This window comes from Mycobacterium sp. 1165196.3 (assembly GCF_001673415.1).
In the GTDB taxonomy this organism is placed as follows: Bacteria; Actinomycetota; Actinomycetes; order Mycobacteriales; family Mycobacteriaceae; genus Mycobacterium; species Mycobacterium europaeum_A.
This window is the reverse complement of the sequence record NZ_LZLU01000172.1, coordinates 1-14,260: the sequence shown is the minus strand read 5'-3', so window position 1 is coordinate 14,260 and position 14,260 is coordinate 1. Positions and strand designations below refer to the sequence as shown.

General features: G+C 67.8%; 12 protein-coding genes. 5 read left to right on the top strand and 7 right to left on the bottom strand.

Annotated features, from left to right (window positions below; all coding sequences use genetic code 11):
• The 6 genes from A5659_RS18375 to A5659_RS18350 form a co-directional block, all read right to left on the bottom strand.
• Positions 1-369 (bottom strand): amidase family protein (locus A5659_RS18375; protein ID WP_255364650.1); only part of this gene is annotated, 369 nt, incomplete at its 3' end.
• 292 nt (positions 370-661) lie between these two features.
• Positions 662-2,110, bottom strand: coding sequence for a VWA domain-containing protein (locus A5659_RS18370; protein ID WP_066867099.1), 1,449 nt, complete (start codon positions 2,108-2,110; stop codon positions 662-664).
• A gap of 10 nt (positions 2,111-2,120) precedes the next feature.
• A complete protein-coding gene (locus A5659_RS18365; RefSeq protein ID WP_007769847.1) occupies positions 2,121-2,996 on the bottom strand; it encodes a MoxR family ATPase in 876 nt (291 codons plus the stop codon).
• Between the two features lie 37 nt (positions 2,997-3,033).
• Positions 3,034-4,293 (bottom strand): glutamate-5-semialdehyde dehydrogenase, encoded by a 1,260-nt coding sequence (locus tag A5659_RS18360; RefSeq protein ID WP_066867095.1) that lies wholly within the window; start codon positions 4,291-4,293, stop codon positions 3,034-3,036.
• 435 nt (positions 4,294-4,728) lie between these two features.
• The gene (locus A5659_RS18355) at positions 4,729-6,132 is read right to left on the bottom strand and encodes a mechanosensitive ion channel family protein (RefSeq protein ID WP_066877437.1); all 1,404 of its coding nucleotides are present in this window, start codon (positions 6,130-6,132) and stop codon (positions 4,729-4,731) included.
• A complete protein-coding gene (locus A5659_RS18350) occupies positions 6,132-8,324 on the bottom strand; it encodes an adenylate/guanylate cyclase domain-containing protein (RefSeq protein WP_067183247.1) in 2,193 nt (730 codons plus the stop codon). The genes A5659_RS18355 and A5659_RS18350 overlap by 1 nt, the downstream gene beginning before the upstream one ends.
• Positions 8,325-8,480: 156 nt before the next feature.
• On the opposite strand from A5659_RS18350, the gene A5659_RS18345 reads away from it, so the two are divergent.
• Positions 8,481-9,359 carry a ribokinase gene (locus tag A5659_RS18345; RefSeq protein ID WP_067183242.1) on the top strand — a complete coding sequence of 293 codons (879 nt, stop codon included), beginning with the start codon at positions 8,481-8,483 and terminating at the stop codon, positions 9,357-9,359.
• Here A5659_RS18345 and A5659_RS18340 read toward each other — a convergent pair.
• Entirely contained in the window at positions 9,356-10,168 is an 813-nt protein-coding gene (locus A5659_RS18340; protein WP_066867137.1) for a GntR family transcriptional regulator, read from the bottom strand. The genes A5659_RS18345 and A5659_RS18340 overlap by 4 nt on opposite strands.
• Before the next feature lie 90 nt (positions 10,169-10,258).
• Here A5659_RS18340 and A5659_RS18335 point away from each other — a divergent pair, with 90 nt between their 5' ends.
• From A5659_RS18335 to A5659_RS18320, 4 genes are all read left to right on the top strand, one after another.
• Complete coding sequence (locus tag A5659_RS18335) at positions 10,259-11,689, top strand: MmgE/PrpD family protein (RefSeq protein ID WP_067140871.1); 1,431 nt, start codon at positions 10,259-10,261, stop codon at positions 11,687-11,689.
• A gap of 10 nt (positions 11,690-11,699) precedes the next feature.
• The gene (locus A5659_RS18330) at positions 11,700-12,587 is read left to right on the top strand and encodes an oxaloacetate decarboxylase (protein ID WP_067021838.1); all 888 of its coding nucleotides are present in this window, start codon (positions 11,700-11,702) and stop codon (positions 12,585-12,587) included.
• Positions 12,578-13,825 carry an aconitase/3-isopropylmalate dehydratase large subunit family protein gene (locus tag A5659_RS18325; RefSeq protein ID WP_067140868.1) on the top strand — a complete coding sequence of 416 codons (1,248 nt, stop codon included), beginning with the start codon at positions 12,578-12,580 and terminating at the stop codon, positions 13,823-13,825. Before A5659_RS18330 ends, A5659_RS18325 begins: the two co-directional genes overlap by 10 nt.
• On the top strand, positions 13,822-14,260 hold a 439-nt coding region (locus A5659_RS18320), incomplete at its 3' end, for a 3-isopropylmalate dehydratase (RefSeq protein ID WP_067183239.1). The genes A5659_RS18325 and A5659_RS18320, both read left to right, overlap by 4 nt.

Below are 14,260 nucleotides of genomic sequence, written 5' to 3'. Positions count from 1 at the left end.
ATTCGTCCGGCCGATGAGCACCGCACCGCTCTTCAGAAGATTGTCGACGACGGGGCTGTTGGTTGTGGCGATGAGGTCACGCTGTAGCGTCACGCCGTCGGTGGTGGCGTAGCCGGCCTGGTCGACGTTGATCTTCACCGTTACCGGCACACCGGCCAGCGGTCCAACCTCATCGCCGCGGCGCAGCCGTTCGTCGATCATGGCTGCGGCGGCCAATGCCTCGTCGCGGTGATGATCAACCACCGCATTGATCGCACCGTTGACGTCATCGAGCCGATCCAAGGCCGCCTCAACGACCTCGCGCGCCGAGACTTCGCGCGATCGGACCAAGCTGGCGAGTTCGGTCGCGGGCAGTTGCCATAGCCGCACTGGCGAAACTCCTTTGTTCGTCACGGGTGCTGCACGTACGACTCGCCCTAATCGTCGCCGTTGCACTTGACGACTTGCAATGACGATTGGGCGGGCACACTTGCGAAGTCGGGGTCGATTTTGACGTCGGTTTCGTGGCTCGGCCTGATGACTAGGGTGCTTGAGATCGTGCGGGCGGTCGTGATCCGCGCCGCGGGCGCCCGGCAACGCACCGCGACCGGCGCCCGGGAAGATGAGCGCCCTCCGCCGCAGTGGAGCATATGGCCATGCGGCGAGCGCTTCGGTGCCGAGGCTATACGGGCAGCAGCTGGTCGATCACCGCGGCCAACTGCTTGGCGGACCGGCATTCGTGCATCGGGATGACCTCTTGATAGCGCGGCACCGCCGAGTCACCGCTGCCCCACAGGTGCCTGGGCTCGGGATTCAGCCAGTGCGCGTGCCGGCTGGCGGTCACCATGTGACTCAGCAGCTCGATCTCCGGATTGCGGTAATTGGTGCGGCCGTCGCCGAGCACCAGCAGCGAGGTGCGCGGTGAGAGCACATTCGGGAACGCCTGCACGAACGACGCGAAGGCGTTGCCGTAGTCGGAGTGGCCGTCGCGGCTGTAGACGCCGGATTCGCGGGTGATCCGCTGAATCGCCACCGCCAGATCGGCTTCCGGGCCGAACATGTGGGTCACCTCGTCGGTGGTGTCGATGAAGGCGAACACCCGTACACGTGAGAACTGTTGGCGCAGAGCGTGAACCAGCAACAGGGTGAAATGGCTGAAGCCGGCGACCGAACCGGACACGTCGCAGAGCACCACCAGTTCCGGGCGCGCCGGACGTGGCTTGGCCAGCACGACGTCGATCGGCACCCCGCCGGTGGACATCGACTTGCGCAGCGTCTTGCGCAGATCAATCGTCCCCGCCCGGCTGCGCCGCCGGCGCGCCGCCAGCCGGGTTGCCAACGTGCGGGCCAGCGGCGCCACCACCCGGCGCATCTGGCGCAGCTGCTCACCGGAGGCGCGCAAAAATTCCACGTTCTCGGAAAGCTGTGGGATGCCGTACATCTGGACGTGATCGCGGCCCAGCTGCTCCGCGGTGCGCCGTTTGGTCTCGGCGTCGACGAGCTTACGCAGCTGGCTGATGCGCTGCGCGGCAAGAGCTTTGGCGATTTCTTCCTGGCTGGGTGTGGGTTCGTCGCCGTACGAGGCGAGCAGTCCGGCCAGCAGCTTGCCCTCGAGTTCGTCGAGCGCCATCGCCTTGAGCGCCTGATACGACGAGAAAGACGGGCCGCGGCTGGAGCTGTATTTGCCGTAGGCCTCGACGATCCGGGCGATCATCGCGACCAGGCGCTCGTCCATGTCGGCGAGGTCGGGGTTCTCGGTCAGCAGATCGGCCAGCATCTGGCGCATCGCCTCGACATCGTCGGGCGGCAACGCGCCGTCGTCGCGCGAGTCGTCGGCCTCCTCCTCGGTGACCACCGCGCGTGCGCCCAGCGCCGCCGGGAACCACAGATCGAACATCGCGTCATAGGTCTCGCGGTGATCCGGGCGGCGCAGCACGGCGCACGCGAGGCCCTCGCGCAGCACCATGCGGTCGCCCAGGCCGAGCGTCGCCATCACCCGACCGGCGTCCACCGTCTCCGAGGGGCCGACCGAAATCCCCGCTCCGCGAAGGGCTTCCACAAATCCCACCAGGTGGCCCGGCAGCCCGTGCGGGGCGAGCGGCCGGGTGGGTCGGACACGGCGGGTGGCCATCGCAGACCTCCTAATTCAGCCGCAGTTCGCCGGTCGCGCGCTGCTGGTCGGATTGATGTTTGAGCACCACGCCCAGCGTGGCCGCCACGACGGCGTCGTCGATGGTGTCCAGGCCCAGCGCGAGCAGCGTGCGGCCCCAGTCGATGGTCTCGGCGATCGACGGGACCTTCTTGAGCTGCATCCCGCGCAGCACGCCGATGATGCGCACCAGCTCCTCGGCCAGGTGCGCGGGCAGCTCGGGGACCCGCGACAGCAGGATGCGGCGTTCCAGGTCGGGACTGGGAAAGTCGATGTGCAAGAACAGGCATCGACGCTTGAGCGCCTCGGAGAGTTCGCGGGTGGCGTTGGAGGTGAGCACCACCAGCGGCGTCCGCTCGGCGGTGATGGTGCCCAGCTCGGGGACGGTCACCGCGAAGTCCGACAGCACCTCCAGCAGCAGGCCCTCGATCTCGATGTCGGCCTTGTCGGTCTCGTCGATGAGCAGCACTGTGGGCTCGGTGCGCCGGATGGCGGTCAGCAGCGGACGCTGCAGCAGAAACTCCTCGCTGAACACGTCGTCTTTGGTCTGGTCCCAGTCCCCCGACCCGGCCTGGATACGCAGGATCTGCTTGGCGTGGTTCCACTCGTAGAGCGCGCGGGCCTCGTCGACGCCCTCGTAGCACTGCAGGCGCACCAGGCCCGAGCCGGTGGCCTGCGCGATGGCGCGGGCCAACTCGGTCTTGCCCACGCCGGCCGGCCCTTCCACCAGCAACGGCTTGCCGAGCCGGTCGGCCAAGAACACTGCCGTCGCGGTGGCGGTGTCGGGCAGGTAGCCGGTCTCGGCCAACCGCCGCGAGACGTCGTCGATGTCGTCGAACAACGGCTTGGACCGGGCGGGCACACTCACAATCGGTTCTCCTAAAGCACTTGCTGCACGCGGGGCATCAGACCGGACGGGTCTGTCCGTCTCCCCACGCGATCCATTTGGTCGAGGTCAATTCGGGCAGCCCCATCGGACCGCGGGCATGCAGTTTCTGGGTGGAGATGCCGATTTCGGCACCGAAACCGAACTGCTCGCCGTCGGTGAAGGCGGTGGACGCGTTCACCATCACCGCGGCAGCGTCAACACCGTCGGTAAACTTTTGCGCCGCAGCCATATTGGTGGTCACGATGGCCTCGGTGTGTCCGGTGCCGTACTCGTTGATGTGCGCGATCGCGGCGTCGATGCCGTCGACCACCGCCACCGCGATGTCCATCGACAGGTACTCCCGGCGCAGGTCGTCCTCGTGCGCATCCTTGGAGAATCCGCCGTGCACCGTCACGCCGGCGTCTTGCAGGGCGTTCACCAGCCGGGGCAGCGCCTCTTCGGCGATCGCGACGTCGACCAGCAGCGTCTCGGCGGCGTTGCAGACGCTGGGCCGACGGGTCTTGGAATTCAGCAGGATTCGCTCTGCCACGTCCAGGTCGGCGCCGTCGTGCACGTACACGTGGCAGTTGCCGACGCCGGTCTCGATGGTGGGCACCTGCGCGTCGCGAACCACCGCGTTGATCAGGCTCGCGCCGCCGCGCGGAATCACTACGTCGACCAGGCCGCGCGCCTGGATCAAATGCGTCACAGTCGAGCGATCATCGGCCGAAAGTAGTTGCACCGCATCGGCGGGCAGGTCCTCGCTGACCAGCGAGGCGCGCAGCACCTGGACCAGCGCCTGGTTGGACCGGGCCGCCGACGAACTCCCGCGCAACAACACGGCGTTGCCGGACTTCAGCGCCAGACCGAAGGCATCGACGGTCACGTTGGGCCGGCCCTCGTAGATCATGCCGACGACCCCGAGCGGTACCCGCTGCTGACGCAGCTGCAGCCCGTTGGGCAACGTGTAGCCGCGCAACACCTCCCCGACCGGGTCCGGCAGCCCGGCGACCTGGCGCAGGCCGGCGGCGATGCCCTCAACGCGCTTGGAGTCCAATGCCAACCGGTCCAGCATCGCCGCGGGCGTCCCGGCGGCCCGGGCGGCCTCGAGGTCTTCGGCGTTGGCCGACAGGATCAACTCGGTGTGGGCGGTGATCGCGTCGGCCGCGGAGCTCAGCGCCTGGTCCTTGGCAACCGTCGGCAACAACGCCAGGACACGGGATGCGGCCCTGGCGCGGCGTGCGGCGTTGTGCACCTCCTGGCGCAAGTCAGGAAGCGATGGTGCTTGCAGACTCATTGAACCAGGGTATCCGGCGAAAAAAGCCAGGGTGAGGCGGCCCGTTACCCCGACGGTGGCGACCCGCATCGCCCGGCACCGCCGCGCTCGCGATCGCCACTACCACCGACGGTGGCGACCCGCATCGCCCGGCACCGCCGCGCTCGCGATCGCCACTACCACCGACGGTGGCGACCCGCATCGCCCGGCACCGCCGCGCTCGCGATCGCCACTACCACCGACGGTGGCGACCCGCATCGCCCGGCACCGCCGCGCTCGCGATCGCCACTACCACCGACGGTGGCGACCCGCATCGCCCGGCACCGCCGCGCTCGCGATCGCCACTACCACCGACGGTGGCGACCCGCATCGCCCGGCACCGCCGCGCTCGCGATCGCCACTACCTCCGACGGTGGCGACCCGCATCGCCCGGCACCGCCGCGCTCGCGATCGCCACTACCCGACCCGCTCACCGCGCCCGGCGCTGCGCACCTTGCTGCGCCGCTCCTCGATGATGTTGCCAAAGTTCTGCAGCAGCAGGGGCGCCCGCGTCACCAGGTGTTCGATGTGTTCCCGGTCGATTTCCAGCGCCGTCACCTCTTCCAGCGCGTACGCGCTGGCCAGATTCGGCTGCCGGGTCAGCGCCGTCAGCCCCAGGAACGACCCCTCGACCAGCGTGCTGATCGGCACCGTCGACCCGTCATCGGCGGTCGCGGTCAGCTGGACGCGCCCGGCGACCAGGAACGTCATGGTGGTGGGCACCTGGCCGGCGTACTCCACCACCTCGTCGGCGCCGTATCGGACGATCCTCGCGGCGGACCGCAGCGATCGCTGCTCCTCGGCGCCGATCCGCAGCGCCGGCGCCACCACCGTGTGCAACGCATGCTCGACCCGTTCGATGGTGGAGAAGTCGTCGTCGGCGCCGTCGAGGTGCAGGTCCTCCCGTCGCGCGGCATACCAGGCCCAGCGCAGGAAGATCGCCTTGGCGGCGCCGGCGTCCGCCGGTGAATTCAACCCGATGGTCGTGCGGTACTCGCCTGCTCCCACCGGGACCGTCCGCGGCACGCTGCCGGCCTTGAGCTGGGGCAGCCCCTCAGCGATGCGCGACAGCAGCGCACACACCCGGTCCGGCGGGTCGACGGTGGAGAACGTGGTCGTCACCGCCAGCTTGTGGGTGCCGGGCGGGCGGCTCAGATTGGTGAACGCATTGCCGGCGAGCATCGCGTTCGGCATGACCCGAATCCCGCTGCCGGTATCGATGTGCACGGCCCGCCAGTTGACCTCGACCACCCGTCCGCGCGCGGTGCCGGTGTCCAGCCACTCGTCGATGCGGAAGGGCTGCTCGAACAGCATGAACAAGCCCGACACGATCTGGCCGACGGAGTTCTGCAACATCAGACCGATGACGACCGACGTGACGCCCAGCGCGGTGAAGATGCCGCCGATCCGCACACCCCAGATGTAGGACGACATCACCGCCAGGCCGACGCCGATCACCACCAACCGCGCGCAGTCCAGGAAGATGCCGGGTAGCCTTTTGCGCCAACTCTTTTCGGGCGCGCCTTCGAACATCGTGGCGTTGAGGCCGGACAGCACGAGGACGAGCACCAGCAGACCGAAAACCGTGGTGAGGACGCGCACCGGAACGTCGCCGGCGGGGACCTGGGAGGCCTGGACCAGCAGCAACAACAGCGCACCGAGCGGCAGCAGGTAGTTGCGCAGCAGGCTCACCTGCCTGGCGAGCGGACTGTTCCTGCGCAGCAGCGCGTCGTGCAGCTCGGTGAGCGCGATCAACCCGAGTGGCAACCCGACCGCGATGCCGATCGCCCAATAGAACCACGACGAGTTGAACAGGTTCATCAGCGCTCCTGCAACCGGTAGATGGCCTGGTCGGTACCGCCGACGGAGATCGTGCCGGCGGGGGTGAACTGCCGGACATCTCGCATCGCCTCGTACACCTGCGAGCTGACATAGATGCCCGGTTGCGGTGCGCCGCTGTGCATTTGATAGGCCAGGCTGACCGCGCCGCCCCACATGTCATAGACCAGGCTGGACCGGCCGACCAGCCCGCTGACCACGTTGCCCGTGTTGACGCCGACACGCAGCCCCAGCTGGTGTGCCGCCTGGCTGTTGAACCGATCGATGATGCGACCGATTTCCAGGGCGAAGTCGACGGCGCGGTGGATGCTGTCCAGCCGGGGCGTGACCACCCCGCAACTGGCCAGATATCCGTTGTGGAACGTCCGAATCCGTTCGACACCAAGGGCTTCGGCCGCCGAATCGAATTGCCGGAAGAGATCGTTGACGGTCGCGACCAATTCGTCTTCCGGCACGTCGCTGGAAATCTCGTCGAGGCCGACGATGTCGGCGTAGATGACGGCCACGTCCTGATGTTTCTGGGCGATGGTCTCCTCGCCCTCGCGATAGCGCCGCAGCACCGACTCGGGCATCAGCGCCAGCAACAGGCGGTCGTTTTCCCGGCGTTGCTCGTTGAGCAGCTCTTCCTTGATGGCCAGGTTGCGGCTCATTTCGTTGAAAGCCGCTGTGAGATCCCCGATTTCGTCGCGGCGCCGGACGGGGATATTGATCTCGTAGTCACCCGAGCTGATCTTGCGGGTGCCTTCCTCGAGACGCCGGACCGGTCGCACCGCGGCCTGCGCGACGAACATCGAGGCCACACAGATGGCGAAGATCATCGCGGCGACCGCCACCACCAGCGTCTTGCTGAACCTGCCGAGCCGGGCGAACGCATCGGAGTTGTCGCGCGTCGCCAGGATCGACCAGTGCAGGTCGGAATTGGGGATACTCAGCGGCGCATAGGCTTCCAATTCCCTGTTGCCGGTGTAGTCGGTGGCGCTGACCACCCCCGTCTCGCCGCGCTGGGCGGCGCGCAGCCCGGCCGTGTCGACCGGCTGCACCAGGGTGGTGCTGCCCAACCGGAGCGCTCGGTCCACCACATCGGGTGGTGTGCCGGCGTCGATCGCCTGGCGCCGGTAGCCCTTCGGGTCCTCGATGAAATCCCGCGAATCGGAACGCATCAGGTCGTCGGGGCCCGCCAGATAGGTCTCGGTCGCCGGGCCCATCCCGGCGGCGTCCCAGCGTTTGTCGGCGGTCATGATCTTGTTGATCTTCGCGACCGGAACCGGCAGCGCCATCACGCCTTCGAATTTGCCGTTCATGCCGACCGGTGACACCACCCACGCCGTGGGGGTGTCCAGGTGCGGCTGGTACTGCTGAAAGTCGGTGATCCAGACGAAGTCGAGGTCGTTGGACGCCAAGGCCTTTTGGTATGCCTCCCGCAGCTTGGATTCGCGATAGGGGCCCGTGAGGATGTTGGTGCCCAGATCGGGCCCCTTCATCACGCTGTAGACGACATTTCCCTGCATGTCGAGCAACAGCGCGTCCTGATAGTCGAACCGGGTCACGATGCCGCGCATGTAGAAGTCGAAGCGGGCGTTGGCCGTCGACCATGCGCTGCCGTCACCGGCGTCCTGGACGGGCAGGCCGTCGGGGCCCGGCCGGGGGGCGGCGGTGTAGTAAGCCTGAATGTATTTCTGCGCGTTGGAACTTGGCAGGACCGCCCTGATGTCAATGGTGTCCCCGGTGATCCGCTTGATCGGTTTGATCATGTCGTCGTCGTAATAGTTGACCAGCGACTGTTGTTGCGCGGGCGTGATCGTGGCGTTGCCCAGCTGACCGAATCCGGTGGTCAGCGTCGTCATCGCCTCGTTGACGCTGAAGCCGCCGCTGTAGACGATCAGCGAATTCGAGACCTCCCGGAACAGCGCCTGTACGGCCCGCTTCTGCGACTCGCGCAACTCGATCAACCGTTCCGATTCGACTTGGCGCAACGCGTTACGGCCGGACACGGCGCCGATGAGGCCGATCACCGCCACACCCAAAATGCTCGACAGCAGCATCGTGATCAAGATCTTGGACTGGATACCGAACCGGAAGCGGGCCAGGGCGCGCTGCCGCACGCGCTTTGCGGCCGGTTGGGCCGGACCGGTATCGGTATGGGGTTCGGCGTCCGTCAGCTCGCTCGTGGTCAATCGCCTGCCCTTTTCTCGTTCGATCCTGCACCCCTAACGCAGCAGAATATCGCGCGGACATCGAGATATTCGGCGTTTGCCAGGACGCGATTCGGCGTCGAAAGTGCCGGTCGCCCCGGTGTGCTTTGGCATCCCGGCCCGACTAACGTCGGCGGCATGACACGCGTTTGTGTAGTGGGCAGCGTGAATCTCGATCTGTCGTTGGGCGTGGACGCCCTTCCACGGCCTGGCGAAACGGTTTTGGCGTCGTCGTTGACGCACACCCCCGGCGGCAAGGGGGGCAATCAGGCGGTGGCGGCGGCGCGCGCGGGCGCGACGGTGCAGTTCGTCGGAGCGCTCGGCGATGACGCGGCCGCGGGCCGACTGCGCTCGCACCTCGAGGCCAATGGCGTCAGGCTCGACGGGGCCGTCGAAATCCCCGGACCCAGCGGCACGGCCATCGTGGTGGTCGACGCCAACGCCGAGAACACGATCGTGGTGGCGGCGGGCGCCAACGGCCGCTTCACGCTCAGCGACGAGCGTGCCCGCTCGGTCGTCGGCGACTGCGATGTGATGTTGACCCAGCTCGAGATTCCGGTGCCCACGGCCGTCGCGGCCGCGCACCACGCGCGCTCGGCCGGAGCGGTCGTCGTCGTGAACGCTTCGCCGGCCGGCCAGGATCCCGGCTCGTTGGGCGACTTGGCGGCCGCGGCGGACGTGGTGATCACCAACGAAGAGGAGGCCGACGAATGGCCCTGGCGCCCAGAACATTTGGTCGTGACGCTGGGCGCGCACGGCGCCCGTTACGTTGGCGCGGACGGCGAATACACGGTACCGGCCCCGACGGTGGCCGCGGTGGACACCGCCGGAGCCGGTGACGTGTTCGCCGGCGTCCTGGCCGCGAATTGGCCACCCAACCCCGGCTCGGCGGATCAGCGGCGACTGGCGTTGCAGCGAGCCTGCGCAGCGGGTGCGCTGGCGACCCTTGTCGCCGGCGCCGGTGATTGCGCGCCGGACGCCCAGGCGATCGACAAGGCGCTGCGGGGCGCGTCCTAGCCGCTGCGCCCGCCGACATCGTGGGCGATTCGCAGGCCGTCGCCGGTTTCGAGCTCGTCGGCGGACTGGCTGAGCAGCACACGACTTCGGCTCGGCGACAGTAGGCCCGACAGGTAGTGATGCGGTGCGTCGGCCGCGTACACGAGGCGGTTGACCCGCAACACGGCGGCGCCGATCGGCATGTCGAGCAGGTGCGCGTTGCGCGGACCCGCGATTTCGGCCGTGATCTCGTGCCGCACCCGGTTCACCGTGACTGCATTGTCGGACAACAGCTCGTAGAGCGGCGCGCGCCGCAACGCCGCCTCGGTCAGCACCGGGGCCAGCTCCGGGGGCAGCCAAGCGTCGGTCACCAGCAACGGCTCACCGGTCCTGCGTTGCCGCCGCACCCGCACGATGTGCAGCAGATCGCCGCCGCGCCGCAGGGTTTCGGCGACCACCCGTGGGGGCGGCCGGGTGCCCAGTTCGACGACCTCGACCTCGGTTTCGAATTGGGTCTGACGCAGTTCTTGCAGGTATGAGCGACTCGCGGGCACGTCGGCCGGATCATGTTGGCGTACAAAAGAACCCACACCCTGCCTGCGCTCGATGTAGCCCTGTTCGGCAAGGTCGGCCAGCGCGCGGCGCACGGTGATGCGGGAGACCCCGAACTGATCGCACAGCGTCTGCTCGGTAGGCAACGCCTCGCCGGGGGCGATGACCCCGCGGTCGATCTCGTCGTGCAGCACCAGGAACAGCTGCCGGTGCAACGGCACACCGGCGGCCGCGGACACCGGGCCGGCCTTGTCGCTGCGCTGCTGCACGGTGCCCAATGCTTCCACACCGCCTCCCTTGCGCGACCGCGTCAGTTGTTATAAACATATAACAACTACCCAGACGTCTACTAGCCCGAGGGGGTCGCGATGACAGCGGTGCAGCAGCGGGCCGCCACCGATCCGGCCGGACCGACCGGGCGCCTGGCCACCTGGGTCGCCGATCTCACGCTCGACGACGTCCCGCCCACCGTCGTCGAGCGTGCCAAACACCTCCTGCTCGACGGCGTCGGCTGCGCCCTGGTGGGCGCCCAACTACCGTGGTCGCGCGTCGCCACCGACGCCGTGCTGGGTCTGGAGGGATCCGGCGACAGCGTCGTGATCGGCACCGGACAGCGGACCAGCGCGCCCGCGGCCGCGGTGCTCAACGGCACGTTCATCCAGGGTTTCGAACTCGACGATTTCCATCCGCTGGCCCCGCTGCACAGCTGCTCGCTGCTCATCCCGGCGCTGCTGTCGACGGCGTCGACACGCCCGGTGCCGACGACCGGGGCCGACCTGGCACTGGCGGCCATCGTCGGGTTCGAGGTGGGTCCACGCGTCGGCTACACCCTGCACGGCACCCAAATGCTGGACCGCGGATGGCATTCGGGACCCGTCTTCGGCACCCATTCGGCGGCAATGGCGTCCGGCAAATTGCGCGGCCTGCCACCGGCGCAGCTGGAGGACGCCCTGGGTTTGGCCGCAACCCAGTCGGCGGGTTTGATGGCCGCTCAATACGAAGCGATGAGCAAACGCATGCACCACGGCCTGGCCGCCCGCAACGGCTTCTACGCTGCGGGTCTGGCGGCCGGCGGTTACACCGGAATCAAGCGGGTGTTCGAGCGCGAATACGGCGGCTTCCTCAGCGTTTTCGGTGAGGGCCACAACCCGGATGCCGCGGCGCTGACCGGCGAGCTCGGCCAGCGCTGGGAGACCACCGTCATCATGGTCAAATCCTATGCGGCGATGGGTGGGCTGCACGGCGCCATCGACGCCGCCCGGGAATTGCGGAATTCGATTGCACCGGAAGATATCTCGTCGGTCGACATCACCGTCGGGGAGACCGTGTACAAGCACGGGTGGTGGCAGTCGCAGCGCCCGCTCCCTCCGATCGGGGCCCAGATGAACATCGGGTACGCCACCGCGGCCGCGCTGCTCGACGGCAACGTGCTGCCCGAACAGTTCACCCCCGCGCGCCTTGATGCCGACGACATCTGGTCACTGATCGCGGCCACCACGGTGCACCTCGACGAATCGCTGGCCGACGCCGGCATCACCGAGAAGTTCCGCACCGACCTCGCGGTCACCACCCGGGACGGAACCGTGCACCGCGCGCGCGTCGCCCTGCCGCACGGCGCGCCCGACGATCCGGTCACCAACGACGAACTGGTGGCCAAGTTCCACGCCCTGGCCGACCGGGTCACCAGTCGCGGCCGCGCCGCGGCGATCGAGCGCGCGGTGACCGGGCTCGACGACCTGACCGACATCAACAACCTCATCGATGTGCTCGCCGGCCCCGTCGCGGGCGCACTGGACTGAAAGGACTCGGATGGCGACAACACCGGCCCGCTCTCGGCTCAAAGAATTGTTGAACAAGCGCGAATTGATCGTCGCGCCGGGCGTTTTCGACGGAATATCGGCACACCTGACCAGACGGACCGGACACGTCGCGGCATATCTGACCGGCGCCGGTGTGGCCGCGTCGGGATTCGGACTGCCCGACATCGGTCTGGTCACCGCGACGGAAATGGCCGATCGGGTCGCGATGGTCACCGACGCCCTGGGCGACGTCCCGCTGATCGCCGACGCCGATACCGGCTATGGCGGACCCATGAACGTGGTGCGCACCGTCCGTTCCTACGACGCGGCCGGGGTGGCCGCCATCCAGTTGGAGGACCAGGTATTTCCCAAACGCTGCGGGCACCTGCCGGACAAGCAGGTCGTCGACGCGACGGTGTTCGAACGGACGCTGGCGGCCGCACTGGATGCCAGATCCGACGACAACCTGCTGGTGGTGGCCCGCACCGACGCGCGCGGCCCACTCGGGCTGGACGCCGCGATCGAGCGCGCCAACCGGTACGCACAAGCCGGGGCCGATATCATTTTCGTCGAGGCGCCGCAGGACGTCGGCGAAATCGAGCGCATCGCAGCCGAAGTGGACGCCCCCCTGCTGATCAACCTGGTGCTCGGCGGCCTCACACCGTTGCAGTCGGCGTCGCGCCTGCAGGAGTTGGGTTACGCGATCGCCATCCATCCGAGCAATCTGTTGATGCAGACGACGTTCGCCATGCTGCAGAGCCTGTGCGAACTCAACGGCACCGACCTCGCCGCCCAGCTGCCGAGCTCCCCGGAAGACTTCTTCAACCTGGTGGGCATGGCGCAATGGCGGGCGCTCGACGACAAGTACGCACAGATCGGGGACCGCTCATGGGCATGACCGTCATCGAAAAGATCTTCGCCCGCAAGGCCGGGTTGGACTCGGTGGCCCCGGGTGACACCGTCGTGGTCGACGTGGACATGACCGTCCTGATCGACCTGCAGTTCGGCACCATGTGGATACAGCCCAACCGAATTCACGATCCCGACAAGCTCGCGGTGATCATGGATCACGCCGTGCCCGCCCCGACCATCAAGGACGCCGAGGGCGGTCAGCACGCCCGCAGCTTCGTCGCCGACTTCGGCATCGAGCGCTTCTACGACGTCGGCCGCCACGGCATCTGCCATCAGGTGATCGCCGAGAACGGCTTGGCGCGCCCGGGAGAAGTATTGGCCTGCACCGACTCTCATACCTGTGCGGCCGGCGCGTACAACACCGCCGCCCGTGGCCTGGGTCCCGCCGAGATCTATTCGATCATGTGCACCGGTTCCACGTGGTTCCAGGTCGCGCCGACGATCCGCTACGAATTCGACGGCGCCAAGCCGGACGTGGTGAGCGGCAAGGACATCTTCCTGCACATCGCCAACGAGTACGGCGATGCGCCCAATCAGAACCTCGAATTCGGCGGGCCCGGCCTGGCCGGCATCCCGATGCACGACCGGCGGACCATCGCGACGCAGGGCGCCGAGGTGTCGGCCGATTTCAGCACATTCGAGCCCGACGATGTGTTGGCGTCGTTCCTCGCCGAACGCGGCGTCACCGGATTCGAGGCCGTCTCACCGGATTCCGATGCCGCCTATCAGGACGTGCGGCGAGTGGACCTGGCGGCGCTGGAACCGTACGTGGCGCGGCCGGGCACCGTCAGCCGCAACGGATCGCCGGTATCACGATTGGGCAGACAGAAAATCGATCAGGCTTTCATCGGTTCCTGCGCCAACGGACAACTCGAGGACCTGCAGATTGCCGCGCAGGTGTTGCGCGGCAAGACCGTTGCGCCGGGCGTGCGGCTGCTGATCACGCCCGCGTCCCAGGCCGTGTACCGCGAGGCCATGCGTCGCGGCTACCTTCAGGACCTCGCCGACGCCGGCGCCGTCGTCACCAACTCCACCTGCGGCGCCTGCTTCGGCTACCACATGGGTGTGGTGGGGCCCGGCGAGGTCTGCATCACGGCCAGCACCCGTAACTTCACCGGGCGCATGGGCAGCAACGAGGCCGAAATCTTTATGGCCTCCCCGGCCACCGTCGCCGCATCCGCGGTCACCGGCTACATCAGCGACCCGAGGAGTGTGACCGCATGACACTGCGCTTCAGCGGCAAGGTATGGGTGTTCGGCGACAACCTGAACACCGACGCCATGTATCCGGCGTTCGCCATGAAGATGGATCCGGCCGAGGCCGCCAAGCACATCTTCTACGAGGTGCGGCCCGGCTGGACCGACGACGTCTCCCCCGGCGATATCGTGTTGGCCGGCAAGAACTTCGGGCTCGGCTCGTCACGCCCGGTGGCGGCGCTGTTCGTCGAACTCGGCGTCGCCGGCCTGGTCGCCGAGGAATTCAACTCGCTGTTCTTCCGCAACGCCGTGAACTCCGGGCTGCCGGCGATCACCGTCCCCGAGGCCACCTCGGCGTTCAGCGACGGCGACACCGGAACCTTCGACCTCGGCGACGGCAGCTGGCGCAACGACACCACCGGGGTCGCGGGCACCGTCGCGCGCCTGCCCGACCTGATCCTCG